The 16,298-nt window shown below is 70.8% G+C and carries 15 protein-coding genes; 11 read left to right on the top strand and 4 right to left on the bottom strand.

Translation table 11 applies throughout. The features are described 5' to 3' along the window. Positions 1–2: 2 nt before the first annotated feature. From FDM97_RS05900 to FDM97_RS05885, 4 genes are all read left to right on the top strand, one after another. Entirely contained in the window at positions 3–2,228 is a 2,226-nt protein-coding gene (locus FDM97_RS05900; RefSeq protein WP_137989197.1) for an ATP-binding protein, read from the top strand. Continuing rightward, the gene (locus tag FDM97_RS05895; protein ID WP_137989196.1) at positions 2,225–3,217 is read left to right on the top strand and encodes a hydroxymethylglutaryl-CoA lyase; all 993 of its coding nucleotides are present in this window, start codon (positions 2,225–2,227) and stop codon (positions 3,215–3,217) included. Before FDM97_RS05900 ends, FDM97_RS05895 begins: the two co-directional genes overlap by 4 nt. Before the next feature lie 2 nt (positions 3,218–3,219). Next, positions 3,220–4,380, top strand: a complete 1,161-nt coding sequence (locus tag FDM97_RS05890) for an acyl-CoA dehydrogenase family protein (protein ID WP_137989195.1) — start codon at positions 3,220–3,222, stop codon at positions 4,378–4,380. Between the two features lie 86 nt (positions 4,381–4,466). Beyond that, positions 4,467–4,970: a GNAT family N-acetyltransferase gene (locus tag FDM97_RS05885; RefSeq protein WP_137989194.1), complete on the top strand. Its 504-nt coding sequence runs from the start codon at positions 4,467–4,469 to the stop codon at positions 4,968–4,970. A gap of 12 nt (positions 4,971–4,982) precedes the next feature. Here FDM97_RS05885 and FDM97_RS05880 read toward each other — a convergent pair whose 3' ends face one another. Genes FDM97_RS05880 through FDM97_RS05865 form a run of 4 tightly spaced genes read right to left on the bottom strand, consistent with a single transcriptional unit; the run spans position 4,983 to position 8,560 of the window. Beyond that, a complete protein-coding gene (locus FDM97_RS05880; RefSeq protein ID WP_137989193.1) occupies positions 4,983–6,890 on the bottom strand; it encodes an SMI1/KNR4 family protein in 1,908 nt (635 codons plus the stop codon). A gap of 28 nt (positions 6,891–6,918) precedes the next feature. Continuing rightward, complete coding sequence (locus FDM97_RS05875) at positions 6,919–7,467, bottom strand: GNAT family N-acetyltransferase (protein WP_137989192.1); 549 nt, start codon at positions 7,465–7,467, stop codon at positions 6,919–6,921. Positions 7,468–7,476: 9 nt separating this feature from the next. After that, positions 7,477–7,752, bottom strand: a complete 276-nt coding sequence (locus FDM97_RS05870; protein ID WP_137989191.1) for a DUF397 domain-containing protein — start codon at positions 7,750–7,752, stop codon at positions 7,477–7,479. Beyond that, entirely contained in the window at positions 7,721–8,560 is an 840-nt protein-coding gene (locus FDM97_RS05865; RefSeq protein WP_137989190.1) for a helix-turn-helix domain-containing protein, read from the bottom strand. The genes FDM97_RS05870 and FDM97_RS05865 overlap by 32 nt, the downstream gene beginning before the upstream one ends. Before the next feature lie 84 nt (positions 8,561–8,644). Here FDM97_RS05865 and FDM97_RS05860 point away from each other — a divergent pair, with 84 nt between their 5' ends. From FDM97_RS05860 to FDM97_RS05830, 7 genes are all read left to right on the top strand, one after another. Continuing rightward, positions 8,645–9,115, top strand: a complete 471-nt coding sequence (locus FDM97_RS05860) for an ATP-binding protein (RefSeq protein ID WP_349775377.1) — start codon at positions 8,645–8,647, stop codon at positions 9,113–9,115. Between the two features lie 74 nt (positions 9,116–9,189). Continuing rightward, positions 9,190–10,236, top strand: a complete 1,047-nt coding sequence (locus FDM97_RS05855) for an ABC transporter substrate-binding protein (protein ID WP_137989189.1) — start codon at positions 9,190–9,192, stop codon at positions 10,234–10,236. Between the two features lie 4 nt (positions 10,237–10,240). After that, the gene (locus tag FDM97_RS05850; RefSeq protein ID WP_137989188.1) at positions 10,241–11,101 is read left to right on the top strand and encodes a siderophore-interacting protein; all 861 of its coding nucleotides are present in this window, start codon (positions 10,241–10,243) and stop codon (positions 11,099–11,101) included. A gap of 165 nt (positions 11,102–11,266) precedes the next feature. Next, on the top strand, positions 11,267–12,745 hold the full coding sequence (locus tag FDM97_RS05845; protein WP_137989187.1) for a pyridoxal phosphate-dependent decarboxylase family protein: 1,479 nt from the start codon (positions 11,267–11,269) through the stop codon (positions 12,743–12,745). Continuing rightward, positions 12,726–13,997, top strand: a complete 1,272-nt coding sequence (locus FDM97_RS05840; RefSeq protein ID WP_137989186.1) for a lysine N(6)-hydroxylase/L-ornithine N(5)-oxygenase family protein — start codon at positions 12,726–12,728, stop codon at positions 13,995–13,997. The genes FDM97_RS05845 and FDM97_RS05840 overlap by 20 nt, the downstream gene beginning before the upstream one ends. Then, positions 13,994–14,524: a GNAT family N-acetyltransferase gene (locus tag FDM97_RS05835; protein WP_137989185.1), complete on the top strand. Its 531-nt coding sequence runs from the start codon at positions 13,994–13,996 to the stop codon at positions 14,522–14,524. The genes FDM97_RS05840 and FDM97_RS05835 overlap by 4 nt, the downstream gene beginning before the upstream one ends. After that, a complete protein-coding gene (locus FDM97_RS05830) occupies positions 14,521–16,293 on the top strand; it encodes an IucA/IucC family protein (RefSeq protein WP_137989184.1) in 1,773 nt (590 codons plus the stop codon). Before FDM97_RS05835 ends, FDM97_RS05830 begins: the two co-directional genes overlap by 4 nt. Positions 16,294–16,298: the final 5 nt, after the last annotated feature.

The following is a 16,298-nucleotide window of genomic DNA, read 5'->3' as shown; positions in this document are numbered from 1 at the left end:
CGATGTTCGACACAGTCCTTGTGGCCAACCGGGGCGAGATCGCCGTCCGCGTCATCCGCACCCTGCGGGCGATGGGGGTGCGCTCGGTGGCGGTCTACAGCGACGCGGACGCCGAGGCCCGTCATGTACGGGAGGCGGACACGGCGGTACGGATCGGTCCGCCGCCGGCCTCCGAGTCGTACCTCTCGGTGGAGGCGCTTCTCGACGCGGCCCGGCTGACGGGCGCGCAGGCGGTACACCCGGGGTACGGCTTCCTCGCCGAGAACGCGGGCTTCGCGCGGGCGTGCGCGCAGGCGGGCCTGGTCTTCATCGGGCCCCCGGCCTCGGCGATCTCGCTCATGGGCGACAAGATCCGGGCGAAGGAGACGGTGAAGGCGGCGGGCGTCCCGGTGGTCCCGGGCGCGGCCGACCCCGAACTGGAGGCGGCGGCCCGTGAGCTGGGCGCTCCCGTGCTGCTGAAGCCCTCGGCGGGCGGTGGCGGCAAGGGCATGCGCCTGGTGCGGGACCTCGCGGCGCTCGACGAGGAGATCGCGGCGGCGCGGCGCGAGGCGCGGTCCTCGTTCGGCGACGACACGCTGCTCGTGGAGCGGTGGATCGACCGCCCGCGGCACATCGAGATCCAGGTGCTGGCCGACTCGCACGGGAACGTGGTCCACCTCGGTGAGCGCGAGTGCTCGCTGCAGCGACGCCACCAGAAGATCATCGAGGAGGCGCCGAGCGTCCTGCTGACTCCCGAGATCCGGGAGGAGATGGGCGCGGCGGCGGTGGAGGCGGCGCGGTCCTGCGGCTATGTGGGCGCGGGGACGGTGGAGTTCATCGTCCCGGGCGTCGATCCGTCCTCGTACTACTTCATGGAGATGAACACCCGGCTCCAGGTGGAGCACCCGGTGACGGAGCTGATCACAGGCATCGACCTGGTGGAGTGGCAGCTGCGGGTGGCGGCGGGCGAGGAGCTGTCCTTCGCCCAGTCGGACGTCCGCCTCGACGGCTGGGCGATCGAGGCCCGGATCTGCGCCGAGGACCCGTCGCGTGGCTTCCTGCCCTCGGGCGGCACGGTCCTGGCGCTGGGCGAGCCGCAGGGCGAGGGGGTACGGACCGACTCGGGCCTCTCCCAGGGCACGGAGGTCTCCAGCCTCTACGACCCGATGCTCTCCAAGGTCATCGTCCACGCGCCGGACCGCCCGACGGCCCTGCGCAAGCTCCGCGCGGCCCTGGCCGACACGGTCACCCTGGGCGTCCCGACGAACGCGGGCTTCCTGCGCGGGCTGCTGGCCCACGAGGACGTCGCCTCGGGCGACCTGGACACGGGCTTGGTGGAGCGCGAGGCGGAGAGCCTGGTCGACGGCTCGGTCCCGCCGGAGGTGTACGCGGCGGCGGCGCTGCTGCGTCAGTTCCCGCCGACGGCCCCGGCCGGGGGCGAGAGGCGTGCTGCCGAGGTCGGCAGCGGACGCCACGGCTCCGCCGGGGGCTGGGTCGACCCCTTCGACATCCCCAATGGCTGGCGCCTCGGCGGCCAACCGGCCTGGACCCCGCACCACTTCCGCATCCCGGGCCACGACCCGGTGCTGTGCCGCGTCCGCGGCACGACCAAGAGCGCCGAGCTGCTGCTCGGCGACGCGCAGCTGCCGCCCGCGCCCGGGGCGACGGCGGAAACGCCGCCGACGCCAGGCACAGCCGAGGCAGCCGACGACAACCTGCGCGGTGTCGCCACCGGCGGCGCGAAGCTGCCGCCCGCGCCCGGCGCAGCCGGGGCGTTCGCTGCCGCGCTCGGCAGCAACCCCGTCGCCCCCGGCAGGGTTTCGGGAAGTGGGGGTCCCCCCACGCCCCAGGGCGTAGGGGGAGGGGTGGGGGAACTCATCGTTCACCTCGACGGCGTCACGCACCGGTTCACGTACACCCCCTCCCCGGAGGGGACCTGGCTCGGCAGGGACGGCGACTCCTGGCACGTCCTCGATCACGATCCCGTCGCCGCCGCCCTCACCGGCGCCCGGCACGGGGGTGCCGACACGCTCGCCGCGCCCATGCCCGGGACCGTCACCGTCGTGAAGGTGGCGGTCGGGGACGAGGTCGAGGCCGGGCAGAGTCTGCTCGTCGTCGAGGCCATGAAGATGGAGCACGTCATCTCCGCCCCGCACGCCGGCACCGTCACCGAGCTGGACGTCACGCCCGGCTCCACCGTCGCCATGGACCAGATCCTCGCCGTGGTGACCCCGAGGGAGGAATCATGACCACGGGCACCACGGGCACCACGGGCACCACGGGCACCACGGGCACCACGGGCCTGCCCATGCACGTGCCCGCCCCCGGGCTTCCCGCCCGCGTCCGGATCCATGAGGTCGGGCCGCGCGACGGGCTGCAGAACGAGAAGACCGTCGTCCCGACCTCCGTCAAGGCCGAGTTCGTCCGGCGGCTCGCCGGCGCCGGGCTCTCCACCGTCGAGGCCACCAGCTTCGTGCACCCCAAGTGGGTGCCCCAGCTGGCCGACGCCGAGGAGCTGTTCCCGCTCCTGAAGGACGTCCCGGCGCGGCTGCCCGTCCTCGTGCCCAACGAGCGGGGGCTCGACCGGGCCCTCGCTCTCGGCGCCCGCGAGGTCGCCGTCTTCGCCTCCGCCACGGAGTCCTTCGCGAAGGCCAACCTCAACCGGACCGTCGACGAGGCCCTCGCCATGTTCGAGCCCGTCGTCACGCGTGCCATAGAGCAGGGCCTCACCATCCGCGGCTATCTCTCGATGTGCTTCGGCGACCCCTGGGAGGGCGCCGTCCCCGTCGAGCAGGTCGTCCGCGTCACCAAGGCCCTCGCCGACATGGGCTGCGACGAGCTGAGCCTCGGCGACACCATCGGCGTCGCCACCCCCGGGCACGTCCACAAGCTCCTCACGGCGCTCAACAGCGCCGGCGTGCCCACCTCCCGCCTCGCCGTGCACTTCCACGACACCTACGGCCAGGCCCTCTCCAACACCCTCGCCGCCCTGCAGCACGGCGTCACCACCGTCGACGCCTCGGCCGGCGGCCTCGGCGGCTGCCCGTACGCGAAGAGCGCCACGGGCAACCTCGCCACCGAGGACCTCGTGTGGATGCTCGACGGCCTCGGCATCGAGACCGGGGTCGACCTGGCCGCCCTCACCGCCACAAGCGTGTGGATGGCCGAACAGCTGGGGCGCCCGAGCCCCTCCCGTACCGTCCGCGCGCTCGCGGCGAACTCTCACAAGGAGTCCTGACCATGTCCCTCGACCACCGGCTCTCCGAAGAGCACGAGGAACTCCGCCGTACCGTGGAGGAGTTCGCCCACGACGTCGTCGCCCCGAAGATCGGCGACTACTACGAGCGCCACGAGTTCCCGTACGAGATCGTCCGCGAGATGGGCCGCATGGGCCTGTTCGGTCTGCCCTTCCCGGAGGAGTACGGCGGGATGGGCGGCGACTACCTCGCCCTCGGCATCGCTCTCGAGGAGCTCGCCCGCGTCGACTCCTCCGTCGCCATCACCCTGGAGGCGGGCGTCTCGCTCGGCGCGATGCCGGTCTACCGCTTCGGCACCGAGGAGCAGAAGCGGGAGTGGCTCCCCCGGATGTGCTCGGGCGAGATCCTCGGCGCCTTCGGCCTGACCGAGCCGGGCGCCGGCTCGGACGCCGGCGGGACCCGTACGACCGCCGTGCGCGACGGCGACGAGTGGGTCATCAACGGGTCGAAGTGCTTCATCACCAACTCCGGTACGGACATCACGGGTCTGGTCACGGTCACCGCCGTCACCGGCCGCAAGCCCGACGGCCGGCCCCTGATCTCCTCGATCATCGTCCCCTCCGGCACCCCCGGCTTCACGGTGGCCGCGCCCTACTCCAAGGTCGGCTGGAACGCCTCGGACACCCGTGAGCTCTCCTTCGACGACGTCCGCGTGCCCGCCGCGAACCTGCTCGGCGAGGAGGGCCGCGGGTACGCGCAGTTCCTGCGGATCCTCGACGAGGGCCGCATCGCGATCTCCGCGCTCGCGACCGGCCTCGCGCAGGGCTGTGTCGACGAGTCGGTGAAGTACGCGAAGGAACGTCACGCCTTCGGCCGCCCGATCGGCGACAACCAGGCGATCCAGTTCAAGATCGCGGACATGGAGATGCGGGCGCACATGGCCCGGATCGGCTGGCGCGACGCGGCCTCCCGGCTGGTGCTCGGCGAGCCGTTCAAGAAGGAGGCGGCGCTGGCGAAGCTCTACTCGTCCACGGTGGCCGTCGACAACGCCCGCGAGGCGACGCAGATCCACGGCGGCTACGGGTTCATGAACGAGTACCCGGTCGCCCGCATGTGGCGCGACTCGAAGATCCTGGAGATCGGCGAGGGCACGAGCGAGGTCCAGCGGATGCTGATCGCCCGCGAGTTGGGCCTCTCGGCCTGATCGTCGCAGTGCGAACGCGCCCGGCCTCCCCCGGGACCGGGGGAGGCCGGGCGCGTTCGCGACGACCCGTAGGAGAGGGTGGGGTCATGACCACGTACCGGACGATGCCGTACCACCTGGAGACCGAGCGGCTGATCCTGCGGCCCTGGGCCGAGTCGGACGCCGAGGAGTTCTGCGACCTGCTCGCCGAACGCGGCAAGGGCAAGCCCCCGGTGGAACGCATCCGGTCCTCCATCGCGGAGTTCCTCGCGGCGACGGAGACCACGGGGATCGCCCTGCTGCCCGTCCAGCGCCGCGAGGAAGGCGACTTCATCGGCTACTGCGGGCTGATCATCGGCCGCACCACGCTGGAGGAGCCCGAGATCGCCTACGAGCTGTTCCAGCGCGCGCACGGACGCGGCTACGCCACCGAGGCCGCGGCAGCGGTGCTCGACGCCGCGATCGCGACCGGGCGGGAACGGCTCTGGTCGACCGTCGGCACATGGAACACGCCGTCGCTCCGCGTCCTGGAGAAGCTCGGCTTCGAGCGGGACCGTGTGTCGATGGAGGAGAACGGCGAGGTGGCCTGGCTCACGCGCTCGTTGCCGTGAGCCGGAACGGGCTCACGGCCTGTGCCGCACGAAGGTCAGGTAGGCGAATCCCTCGCCCTCCTGCGGCGCCCGGGTCCACGACCGGGTCGTGAAGGTGGGGAGCCTGCCCCGGGTCAGCGCGAAACGCGGCAGTGAGAGGCCGAGTTCGGTGTGCAGGGCCTCCAGCACCCGCAGTTCGCGGTCCGTCTCGGAGTCCTCCGGGCGGCACAGCCGTGCGGGGTCCAGTGCCTCGGGTATCGCGCCGGAGCGCTCGGTCTCCGCACCCCGCAGGGTGAACGCGTACCGCTCCACGCCCCGTTCGGCCACCGAGAGGTGGAAGGCGGCCGGGCGGTCGTCCGGCGACGAGCGCCTCGGCTCGCGCCACACCACCACCGCGCGCCCGGACGGCGAGGCGGCCGGCGCGGGCGAGCGGAACAGCTCGCTCAGATGCCGGTGGGAGTGGCCGTCGAAGGCGAACGCCCACCCCTCAGCCGTGCGGCCGGCGGCGACCACCGCGCGGTCCTCCCAGAGTTCCACGCCCTCCCTCTCATGGGGCCGGGGCGCCCGCCGGGACGCCTCACCCGGATCGGTGGCCGCGCTCAGTTCGGCGCCCTCCTCGCCGATCAGGGCGGGCAGGCCGGCGGGGTCAGTCGCCTCGACCCAGACACACCGGTATCCGTCGAGCGGTCGCCCGTGCACCGCGGGCTCCGTCAGCCAGGCGAGACCCGGCGGGTCGACATCGGGCGCGGTCTCCAGAACGGGGCCGCGCTCTCCCGCCCTCGGTGTCGCGAGGATCTCCCGCCCCCGCTCCGGGGTGACCAGCGGGCCCAGGACCGGATCGGCGAGCAGGCCGACCGGAGCGACGAGCGAGGGTCCGGGACCCTCCCACAGCGGGAGCGCGTTCCGCAGTACCCGCCACGCGGCGTCGGTCGCCCCCCAGCGGGCCGACTCCCGCGCCTCGGCGACGGCTCGGCCCCACGCGCCGGCGGGCGCGTAGCGATGGGTGCCGTCCCGCAGCGCGCCCAGCACGTCCTCGGCGGCGCCCCGGGGCACCCCGCGGGCCTCCATCATGCCCAGCCAGTGGTCGTCCCCGCCCAGCCGCCATTCGCCATGTGCCGGCGTCATGGCCTGTACGGGCAGAAGCTCCGGCAGGTAGCGCGGATCGGCCACCAGGAAGCCGTAGTCCTGGGCGCCGCGCGGAGCCGACAGATGCCGGAGCTGGTTCAGCAGGACGGCGCTCTCCGGCCGCCCGAAGGACCGGGCCTCCTCCAGCAGGGGTAGCGCCTCCTCGTACCGTCCGCGCAGAACCAGCCTGTGGGCCTCCTCCACACGGGCGTCCTGCGCACGTGTGGTCGCGTTCACGAAGTCCGGCCTGTCCACCCGGTCGGCGTGGAAGCCGCGGTACATGGCCTCCATGTACGCGCGGAACGACGGGTAGCGGTCCGGGAACTCACCGCCCCAGCCCTTGTAGACGTAGAGCGCCCACTCACCGTCCCGGTCGGTGTCGCCCGGGTCGAGCAGGGCGTGCGTCATGTCGGAGTCCGTCTCCAGCCGCAGCGCCCGTCGCCACATGCCGGCGAGCAGGACCTCCTCCTCGCCCGGATCGTCCCCCAGACCCTCCTCGTACATCGGCGTCATGTCGAACGGGTCCCCGAACCAGTCGATGTCCGCCGCGCCACCGAGCTGGTAGATCCCGGCCGGCTGATCCACGTGCCACCCGTCGCTGACGGCCAGGAACTCCCGGTACGAGGGCGGCAGACGCCGCCCCAGCCGCTCCTCGGCCGCCGTGATCGCCGCCTCGCCGGCGGCGGGTCGAGCGGGGGAGCCGAAGCCCTGCCCGCCCTCCTCGCCGTCCTCGTCCTCGTCGGCGTCCGCGCGCGGAACCCACTCCCGCTGCCAGCGCCCCAGGAACTCTTGCCAGTTGAAAGATCCACCGCTCATGCCCGCATGGTGCCAGCGGGCACTGACACTAGACCTCGGGAAGGGAGGGGTCGGGAGTCCACGGAGCCGAGGCGGTGAGGGACCACCGCTCGTGGTCGCGCCAGGCCCCGTCGATGAAGAGGTAGTCGGGCGACATGCCTTCGTACCGGAAGCCCAAGCGCTGGACCAGGGCCAGGGACGCCTTGTTGCCGGGCTGGATGTTCGCCTCCAGCCGGTGGATCCGCAGGTCGTCGAAGGCGTGCGACAGGACGGCGGTGAGCCCCTCGGCCATGTACCCCCGCCCCGCGGACGGGGCGAAGGCCGCGTAGCCGAGGGACGCGCCCTGGTAGCGGCCCCGGATGATCGAGTTGATGTTGACCATGCCGGCGGCGGCGCCCGTCTCCCGGACCCTGATCAGGTAGCCCCGGTTGGCGCCGTCGTCGAAACGGCGCATCCACGCGTGGAACTCCTCGGCGTTCGCGGGGAGCTGCATCCACGGTGTGTGGAGCTCGGCGCTGGCCCGGACGAGCGAGCAGAACTCGTCCTGGTCGTCGAGGGTGAGCGGGCGCAGTTCGACTCGTGAGGGTGTCTGGGGCATGGGCCCATGCTAGGACCGGCCGAGAAGCCCCCGGGCGGTGGCGTTCACGAACGCGGTGAACGCGGCGGGGGTCGCGCGGAGGGCGGGCCCCTTGGGGTTTTTGGAGTCCCGAACGGCGATGTGGGCGGTGAGGTCGGCGACCTCGACGCACTGCCCGCCGGTGTCGCCGCTGTACGAGGACTTGCGCCAAGCGGCGGCACCGAGGGGGGCGCACTCGATGCAGTCGCCGCCGTCGGAGCCGCTGTAGGACGACTTACGCCACCTCAAGACCTGGCTGGTGCCCATACCGTTCCTCCATCACGCGTGCGATCAGCGCCGCCGAGTCCTCCTGGGAGAGGGCCGTGGCCTGCAGGCGAGCGTAGCCGAGAGAACGCTCCCTGATCACTTGCGGATTGGCCGTCATATGACCCCCGCCATAGCTAGGCGAGTAGAAGAGGTCCGGATCGTCCTCGAACCGCAGGAGATTGAACGAACCCATCAGTCCCGCGTGCTGGCCGGCCGTGAACGGAAGCACCTGGATCTGGACCCACGGCCGGTTCAGGAAACCCAACAGGTGCCGGAGTTGGGTTCGCATGATCTCAGGACCACCGATCTCCAGACGCAGCGTTGCCTCGTCCAGTACGACGCACAACACCGGCGGGTGCTCGCGTTCCAGGATGCGCTGGCGATCCATCCGCGCGGCCACCATCGCGTCGAGCTTGTCCGGGTGGTCCACGCTCAGCACCGCCCGCGCGTACTCGGGCGTCTGGAGCAGGCCATAGACGAGCTGCGCCTGGTACGTCGAGATGTACGCCGCCTTCGCCTCCATCTCCGCGTACGGCTGGAACCAGTTCGGCAGCTGGCTCTTCAGCACCAGCCCCACCAGCCGCGAGAACACCCCGCCTGTCATCAGCGCCGCGTCCAGCTGTTCCGAGAACCGTCGCGTCGGGACCTTCTTCGCCGTCTCGATCTGGCCGATCAGCGACGCCGTGCAGTAGAGGATCTTGCCCAGCTGCGGCTGGTTGAGCTCCGCCTCCTCTCTCAGACGGCGGAGTTCGGAACCGTAGTAGTCCAGCGGAGAGGCGCTGGGATCAAGGCTGCGGATGTTGACCACGACTAGGTCACCCCCAAGCTGACGCGGTGAAGCGTTGCGTTCGGTTCGTAGCCGAGCGTAACGACCCCGCTCCATGCTGGCTGCATGAATCACGCAACTGACCTGTATCCGACGGAACTTCAGTCGAGCTACCGCATGGGGTTCACCGTCGGTGAGCACTCCGCCGGCCATATGCGCCGCATCCTGCGCATCTTCCTCAGCCGTTGGGGACTCGACCACCTGTCCGATGCCTCCGCGCTCGCGCTCACCGAGCTCGTCGCCAACGTCGTACGGCACGTGCCCGGGCGCCGCTGCACCGTACTGATCCTGCGCGAGCCGCACGGGCTCCGGGTGGAGGTCGCGGACGGGATGCCGGGGCCCCTGTACGCCAAGGCGGCGGTGCCGCTCGCGGAGAGCGGGCGTGGGCTCGCGCTCGTCGAGGCGGTGACGGAGCGTTGGGGCGTGGAATCGTCCGACGGCGGCAAGACGGTGTGGTTCGAGTGCGACGACTCGCGGGACAGGGCGGCGTGGCCATTTATGTGCGATGCGCCACCGCGTCCACCCCACCCCTACTGATCCATCTGAGGTTAGGCTAACCTTCCCTCGACTTGCCCAGGCCGACCCCGGCACGTACCGAAAGCGACTTCGCCATGCCCAGCAACGCCCGAGCCACCCACCTCACTCGTCGCGGCCTGCTCGCCGCAGGCAGCGCCCTCGGGCTCGGCGCCGCGCTCGCAGCCTGCGGCAACGAGACCAAGGGCGGTGCCTCCTCCGCTCCTTCGGAGAAGGCCGGTCCGTGGAAGTTCACCGACGACCGCGGCACGGCCGTCGAGGCGAAGTCCACCCCGAAGAACATCGTCGCCTTCACCGGAACCGCCGCCGCGCTCAAGGACTTCGGCATCGAGGTCAAGGGCGTTTTCGGCCCGACCACGGTCAAGGACCCGAAGACGGGCGCGGAGGCGCCGGACGTCCAGGCCGGCGACCTCGACGTCAAGAAGGTCAAGATCATCGGTAACGTCTGGGGCGAGTTCAAGATCGAGGAGTACCTCAAGCTCAGCCCCGAGCTCCTCATCACGGACATGTGGGAGAAGAACGACCTCTGGTACGTCCCGGCCGAGCAGAAGGACAAGATCCTCAAGGTCGCCCCGAGCGTCGCCCTGTGGGCCGCGGACAAGTCGATGCCGTTCGTCCTCCAGCGCCACGCCGACCTCGCCGCCTCCCTCGGCGCCGACGTCAAGACCAAGCAGATCCAGGACGACAAGGCCCGCTTCGAGGCGGCCGCCGAGCGCGTCCGTCAGGCCGCCAAGGGCAAGAAGGACATCAAGGTCCTGATCGGCTCCGGCTCCCCCGACCTCTTCTACGTCTCCGACCCGGCGCGGCCGACCGACACGCTGTACTTCAAGGAGCTCGGCGTCAACCTCGTCACGCCCACCAAGCTCGACCAGGGCGGCTGGTTCGAGGGTCTGAGCTGGGAGAACGTCGGCAAGTACAAGGCCGACATCATCCTGCTCGACAACCGCACCTCGGCCCTGCAGCCGGAGGCCCTGAAGGCCAAGCCGACCTGGGCCGCGCTGCCCGCCGTCAAGGCCGGCCAGGTCGTCCCGCGCGTGACCGAGCCGATCTACTCGTACGCCAAGTGCGCCCCGCTCCTCGAGGACCTGGCCAAGGCCCTCGAGAACGCGAAGAAGGTGTCCTGACCCGATGACGAGCGCCGAGACCGCCCCGTTCCAGTTCTTCTCCCTCCAGGTCGACCGGACGAGGCGGCTCGGCCCGTCCCTGGTCCGGGTCACCTTCACGGGAGAGGACCTGAAGTCCTTCGCCTCCGGCGGACGCGACCAGTCCCTCTCCCTCTTCCTGCCGCACCCGGGCCAGCCGGAGCCCGTCCTGCCGCCGCTGGACAACCCGGACATGTACGCGATCCTGGGCGCCTGGCGCGCGATGCCCGACGACGAGCGGGCCGTGATGCGCTCGTACACCGTCCGGGATCAGCGCACGGAGCCGCAGAGTCCGCAGAACGAGGTCGACATCGACTTCGCGCTGCACGAGGACGGCGGCCCCGCCTGCCGCTGGGCACAGCACGCCGCGCCGGGTGACCGGGTCGTCGTGCTCGGCCCCGCGGTCGCCGAGAACACCGGCGTCCGCTTCCAGCTGCCGGACGACGCCGACTCGGTGCTCATCTGGGCGGACGAGACGGCCCTTCCGGCCGCCTCGGCCGTCCTGGAGTCGCTGCCGGCCGAGACCCGCGCCCATGTGTTCCTCGAAGTCCCCTACTCCGGCGACCGCCTGGAGCTCACGACGCAGGCCGACGCCACCGTCACCTGGCTGGTACGGGAGGAGGGGGCGCCGTCCGCCGTGGACGCGGTGCGCGCCGCCGAGCTGCCGGGCCGGGCTCCGTACGTGTGGATCGCGGGCGAGTCCGGCGCGGTGAAGGCGCTGCGCCGCCACTTCGTGCGCGAGCGCGAACTGGACCGCCGCCGGGTCACGTTCGTGGGCTACTGGCGCAAGGGGCTGTCCGAGGACGCCCTGCGCGAGGTCCCGGACGAGACCCAGGAAGAAGCGTAAATACCGCCGCTCAAGCGGTACGCCCGTCAACTGTCGCGCCTCCTGGGGGCGAGGGTCGTTGCGATGCGAACTTAGGTTAGGCTAACCTAAGTTCGTACGTCGCCCTCGCCCCCTTCTTCCTGTCCGGAGGAGCGACCGAGTCCCCGTATCCGGGAGGACCCCCACATGCGCTCGCACCTGCTCAACGACGCCACGGCGGAGAGCTACCGGCGCTCCGTCACCGAAGGAGTCGAGCGGGTGGCGGACAAACTCGCCACGACGCGACGCCCGTTCACCGGCGTCACCCCCGCCGAGCTGGCCCCGACCGTCGACGCCGTCGACCTCGACAAGCCGCTCGGCGACTCCTCCGCCGCCCTCGACGAGCTGGAGAGCGTCTACCTCCGCGACGCCGTCTACTTCCACCACCCCCGCTACCTGGGCCACCTCAACTGCCCGGTCGTGATCCCCGCCGTCCTCGGCGAGGCCGTCCTCTCGGCGGTCAACTCCTCGCTCGACACCTGGGACCAGAGCGCCGGCGGCACCCTCATCGAGCGCAAGCTCATCGACTGGACCACGGGCCGCATCGGCCTCGGCCCGGCCGCCGACGGGGTGTTCACCAGCGGCGGTACGCAGTCCAACCTCCAGGCGCTGCTCCTCGCCCGCGAGGAGGCCAAGACGAACGACCTGGCGAAACTCCGTATCTTCTCCTCCGAGTGCAGCCACTTCAGCGTCCAGAAGTCGGCCACCCTCCTCGGCCTCGGCGCCGACGCCGTCATCTCCATCCCGGTCGACCGGACCAAGCGCATGCAGTCGGTCGTCCTCGCCGCCGAGCTGGAGGCCTGCCGCGCCGAGGGCCTGGTCCCGATGGCGATCGTCGCCACCGCCGGCACCACCGACTTCGGCTCCATCGACCCGCTGCCCGAGATCGCCGCCCTGGCCGCCGAGTACGGCGCCTGGATGCACGTGGACGCCGCCTACGGCTGCGGACTGCTCGCCTCGCGCACCCGCCGCCACCTCCTGGACGGCATCGAGCAGGCCGACTCCGTCACCGTCGACTACCACAAGTCCTTCTTCCAGCCGGTGAGTTCCTCCGCCGTCCTGGTCCGGGACGGGGCGACCCTGCGCCACGCGACGTACCACGCGGACTACCTCAACCCGCGGCAGCCCGTCGCCGTGGGGGCACCTCCCACGTCCGAAGGACTGTGGGGGAAGATCCCGAACCAGGTCGACAAATCCCTGCAGACCACCCGCCGCTTCGACGCGCTCAAGCTGTGGATGACGCTGCGCGTGATGGGCGCCGACGGCGTCGGCGAGCTCTTCGACGAGGTCTGCGACCTGGCCCGCGCGGGCTTCGACCTGCTCGCCGCCGACCCGCGCTACGACGTGGTCGTCCAGCCGCAGCTGTCCACGCTCGTCTACCGCTACATCCCCGAGGCCGTCACCTCGCCCGCGGAGATCGACCGCGCCAACCTCTACGCCCGCAAGGCGCTGTTCGCCTCCGGCGAGGCCGTCGTCGCCGGGACCAAGGTCGACGGCCGCCAGTACCTCAAGTTCACCTTGCTCAACCCCGAGACGACCGTGGCCGACATCGCCGCCGTCCTCGATCTGATAGCCGGCCACGCCGAGCAGTACCTGGGAGAGAACCTTGTCCACGCAGCCTCTTGATTTCATCGGCATCGGGCTCGGTCCCTTCAACCTGGGTCTCGCCTGCCTGACCGAGCCCATCGACGAGCTGAACGGCCTCTTCCTGGAGTCCAAGCCGGACTTCGAGTGGCACTCCGGGATGTTCCTCGAAGGCGCCCACCTCCAGACCCCGTTCATGTCGGACCTGGTCACGCTCGCCGACCCGACCTCGCCGTACTCCTTCCTCAACTACCTGAAGGAGAAGGGCCGGCTCTACTCCTTCTACATCCGCGAGAACTTCTATCCGCTGCGCGCCGAGTACAACGACTACTGCCGCTGGGCCGCCGGGAAGCTCTCCTCCATCCGCTTCTCCACGACCGTCACGTCCGTCACGTACGACGAGCGCGCCGAGGAGTACGTGGTGGCCACCGACGCCGGAGAGACGTTCCGCGCCCGCCGGATCGTGCTCGGCACCGGCACCCCGCCGTACGTCCCGGACTCCTGCCAGGGCCTCGGCGGCGACCTCATCCACAACTCGCGCTACGTCTCCCACAAGGAGGCGCTGCGGAAGAAGAAGTCGATCACCATCGTCGGCAGCGGCCAGAGCGCGGCCGAGATCTACTACGACCTGCTCTCCGAGATCGACGTACACGGCTACCGGCTCAACTGGGTGACCCGCTCCCCGCGCTTCTTCCCGCTGGAGTACACCAAGCTGACCCTGGAGATGACCTCGCCGGAGTACGTGGACTACTTCCACGCGCTGCCCGAGGAGACCCGCTACCGGCTGGAGTCGCAGCAGAAGGGCCTGTTCAAGGGCATCAACGGCGATCTCATCGACGCCATCTTCGATCTGCTCTACCAGAAGAACTTCGCCGGCCCGGTCCCCACCCGCCTGCTCACCAACTCGGGCCTGCACTCCGCCGCGTACGACGACACGACGGGCACGTACACGCTCGGCTTCCGCCAGGAGGAGCAGGAGAAGGACTTCACGCTCGAGACCGAGGGCCTCGTCCTCGCCACCGGCTACAAGTACACCGTTCCGGCCTTCCTTGAGCCGGTCGGCGACCGGCTCAAGCGGGACGGACAGGGCCGCTTCGACGTGGCCCGCAACTACTCGATCGACACGACGGGCCGCGGCGTCTTCCTGCAGAACGCCGGCGTGCACACGCACTCCATCACCTCGCCCGACCTGGGCATGGGCCCGTACCGCAACGCGTACATCATCGGGACGATGCTGGGCCGCGAGTACTACCCCGTCGAGAAGACCATCGCTTTCCAGGAGTTCGCGGTATGACCGTTCGCATCCGTCCCCTCGATCCGCTCAGGGACGCCGAGCTGATCCACCCCTGGGTCACGCACCCCAAGGCCGCCTTCTGGATGATGCAGGACGCGAAACTCCAGGACGTGGAGCGCGCGTACATGGCGATAGCCGCGCACCCGCACCACGACGCCTTCATAGGTCTGGTGGACGACGAGCCCGCCTTCCTCATGGAGCGGTACGACCCGTCCGAGATCGAACTGGTCGGTCTGTACGAGCCGCGGCCCGGCGACGTCGGCATGCACTTCCTCGTCGCGCCCACCGAGACTCCCGTGCACGGCTTCACCCGTACGGTCATCACCGCCGTGATGCGGGAGCTGTTCGACGACCCGGCGACCGAGCGGGTCGTCGTCGAGCCCGACGTCCGCAACACCGCCGTCCACGCGCTCAACGAGGCCGTCGGCTTCGTGCCCGAGCGCGAGATCCAGAAGCCGGAGAAGAAGGCCCTGCTGAGCTTCTGCACCCGCGCGCAGTTCGAGATCGCCGTGGGAGTCGCCGTATGAACCCCGTCTCCCACCTCACTCCGGCCCGCTGGGCCGACGCCAACCGCGCGCTGATCCGCAAGGGCCTCGCCGAGTTCGCCCACGAGCGCCTGCTCAACCCGCAGGAGCTCGGCGAGAGCCGCTACAAGGTCCTCAGCGACGACGGCGCGACCGAGTACCGCTTCACCGCCGACCGCTTCGCGCTCGACCACTGGCAGGTCTACCCCGAGTCGATCAGCCGCCACCGCGGCGACGAGCAGCTCCCGCTCGACGCCCTGCAGTTCATCACCGAGCTGCGCGGAGCGCTGGGCCTGAGCGACGAGATCCTGCCGGTCTACCTGGAGGAGATCTCCTCCACCCTGGCCGGCACGGCGTACAAGTCGACCAAGCCCCGGGTCTCCGCCGCCGAGCTCGCGCGCGCGGACTTCCAGGCGATCGAGACCGGGATGACCGAGGGTCACCCCTGCTTCGTCGCCAACAACGGCCGGCTCGGCTTCGGCGTCGACGAGTACCGCGCGTACGCCCCCGAGGCCGCGAGCGAGATCCACCTGATCTGGCTCGCCGCGCGCCGCGACCGCACCACCTTCACGGCCGGCGCGGGCATCGAGTACGAGACGTTCATCCGCGCCGAGCTGGGCGACAAGGCGGTCGACGGCTTCGCCGCGACCCTCGCCGAGCGGGGCCTGGACCTGGCCGACTACCTGCTGATGCCGGTCCACCCCTGGCAGTGGTGGAACAAGCTGTCGGTCACCTTCGCCGCCGAGGTCGCCCAGGAGCGCCTGGTCTACCTGGGCGAGGGCGAGGACGCCTACCTGGCCCAGCAGTCGATCCGCACGTTCTTCAACTCCACCGCCCCGGCCAAGCACTACGTCAAGACGGCGCTGTCGGTCCTCAACATGGGCTTCATGCGCGGGCTCTCGGCCGCGTACATGGAGGCGACCCCGGCGATCAACGACTGGCTGGCCGGGCTGATCGAGGCCGACCCCGTCCTCCGGGCGGCCCGGTTCTCGATCATCCGGGAGCGGGCGGCGGTCGGCTACCGGCATCTGGAGTACGAGGCGGCCACCGACCGCTACTCGCCGTACCGCAAGATGCTCGCCGCGCTCTGGCGCGAGTCCCCGGTGCCCTCCCTGGCCGAGGGCGAGCGGCTCGCGACGATGGCCTCGCTGCTCCATGTCGACCACGCGGGCGCGTCCTTCGCGGGGGCCCTGATCAAGGACTCGGGTCTCGAGCCGGCCGCGTGGCTGCGGACGTACCTGGACGCGTATCTGCTGCCGGTGCTGCACAGCCTGTACGCCTACGACCTGGCGTACATGCCGCACGGCGAGAACGTGATCCTCGTGCTCGACGAGCGGGGCGTGGTCTCCCGGGCGATCTTCAAGGACATCGCCGAGGAGATCGTCGTCATGGACCCGGACGCGGTCCTGCCGCCGGCGGTGGAGCGGATCCGCGCCGAGGTCCCCGAGGACATGAAGCTGCTCTCGGTCTTCACGGACGTCTTCGACTGCTTCCTGCGCTTCCTCGGGGCGACGCTGGCGGCGGAGGGCGTGCTCGACGAGGACGACTTCTGGCGGACGGTCGCGGCGTGCGTGCGCGGCTACCAGGAGTCGAAGCCGGAGCTCGCGGACCGGTTCGCGCAGTACGACATGTTCGCGGAGACCTTCGCGCTCTCCGCCCTGAACCGGCTCCAGCTGCGCAACAACAAGCAGATGGTGGACCTGGCGGACCCGTCGGCGGCGCTCCAGCTCGTCGGCGACCTGGTGAACCCGATCGCGCGGTTCGCCCGCTAGTCAGC

The sequence above is a fragment of the Streptomyces vilmorinianum genome (assembly GCF_005517195.1).
GTDB lineage: Bacteria > Actinomycetota > Actinomycetes > Streptomycetales > Streptomycetaceae > Streptomyces > Streptomyces vilmorinianum.
This window is presented reverse-complemented; position numbering and strand designations above follow the sequence as displayed.

Excerpts from the sequence above, each read along its gene's own strand:
- FDM97_RS05900 (WP_137989197.1), top strand. The coding sequence starts at position 3 with ATGTTCGACACAGTCCTTGTGGCCAACCGGGGCGAGATCGCCGTCCGC.
- FDM97_RS05895 (WP_137989196.1), top strand. The coding sequence starts at position 2,225 with ATGACCACGGGCACCACGGGCACCACGGGCACCACGGGCACCACGGGC.
- FDM97_RS05890 (WP_137989195.1), top strand. The coding sequence starts at position 3,220 with ATGTCCCTCGACCACCGGCTCTCCGAAGAGCACGAGGAACTCCGCCGT.
- FDM97_RS05885 (WP_137989194.1), top strand. The coding sequence starts at position 4,467 with ATGACCACGTACCGGACGATGCCGTACCACCTGGAGACCGAGCGGCTG.
- FDM97_RS05880 (WP_137989193.1), bottom strand. The coding sequence starts at position 6,890 with ATGAGCGGTGGATCTTTCAACTGGCAAGAGTTCCTGGGGCGCTGGCAG.
- FDM97_RS05875 (WP_137989192.1), bottom strand. The coding sequence starts at position 7,467 with ATGCCCCAGACACCCTCACGAGTCGAACTGCGCCCGCTCACCCTCGAC.
- FDM97_RS05870 (WP_137989191.1), bottom strand. The coding sequence starts at position 7,752 with ATGGGCACCAGCCAGGTCTTGAGGTGGCGTAAGTCGTCCTACAGCGGC.
- FDM97_RS05860 (WP_349775377.1), top strand. The coding sequence starts at position 8,645 with ATGAATCACGCAACTGACCTGTATCCGACGGAACTTCAGTCGAGCTAC.
- FDM97_RS05855 (WP_137989189.1), top strand. The coding sequence starts at position 9,190 with ATGCCCAGCAACGCCCGAGCCACCCACCTCACTCGTCGCGGCCTGCTC.
- FDM97_RS05850 (WP_137989188.1), top strand. The coding sequence starts at position 10,241 with ATGACGAGCGCCGAGACCGCCCCGTTCCAGTTCTTCTCCCTCCAGGTC.
- FDM97_RS05845 (WP_137989187.1), top strand. The coding sequence starts at position 11,267 with ATGCGCTCGCACCTGCTCAACGACGCCACGGCGGAGAGCTACCGGCGC.
- FDM97_RS05835 (WP_137989185.1), top strand. The coding sequence starts at position 13,994 with ATGACCGTTCGCATCCGTCCCCTCGATCCGCTCAGGGACGCCGAGCTG.
- FDM97_RS05830 (WP_137989184.1), top strand. The coding sequence starts at position 14,521 with ATGAACCCCGTCTCCCACCTCACTCCGGCCCGCTGGGCCGACGCCAAC.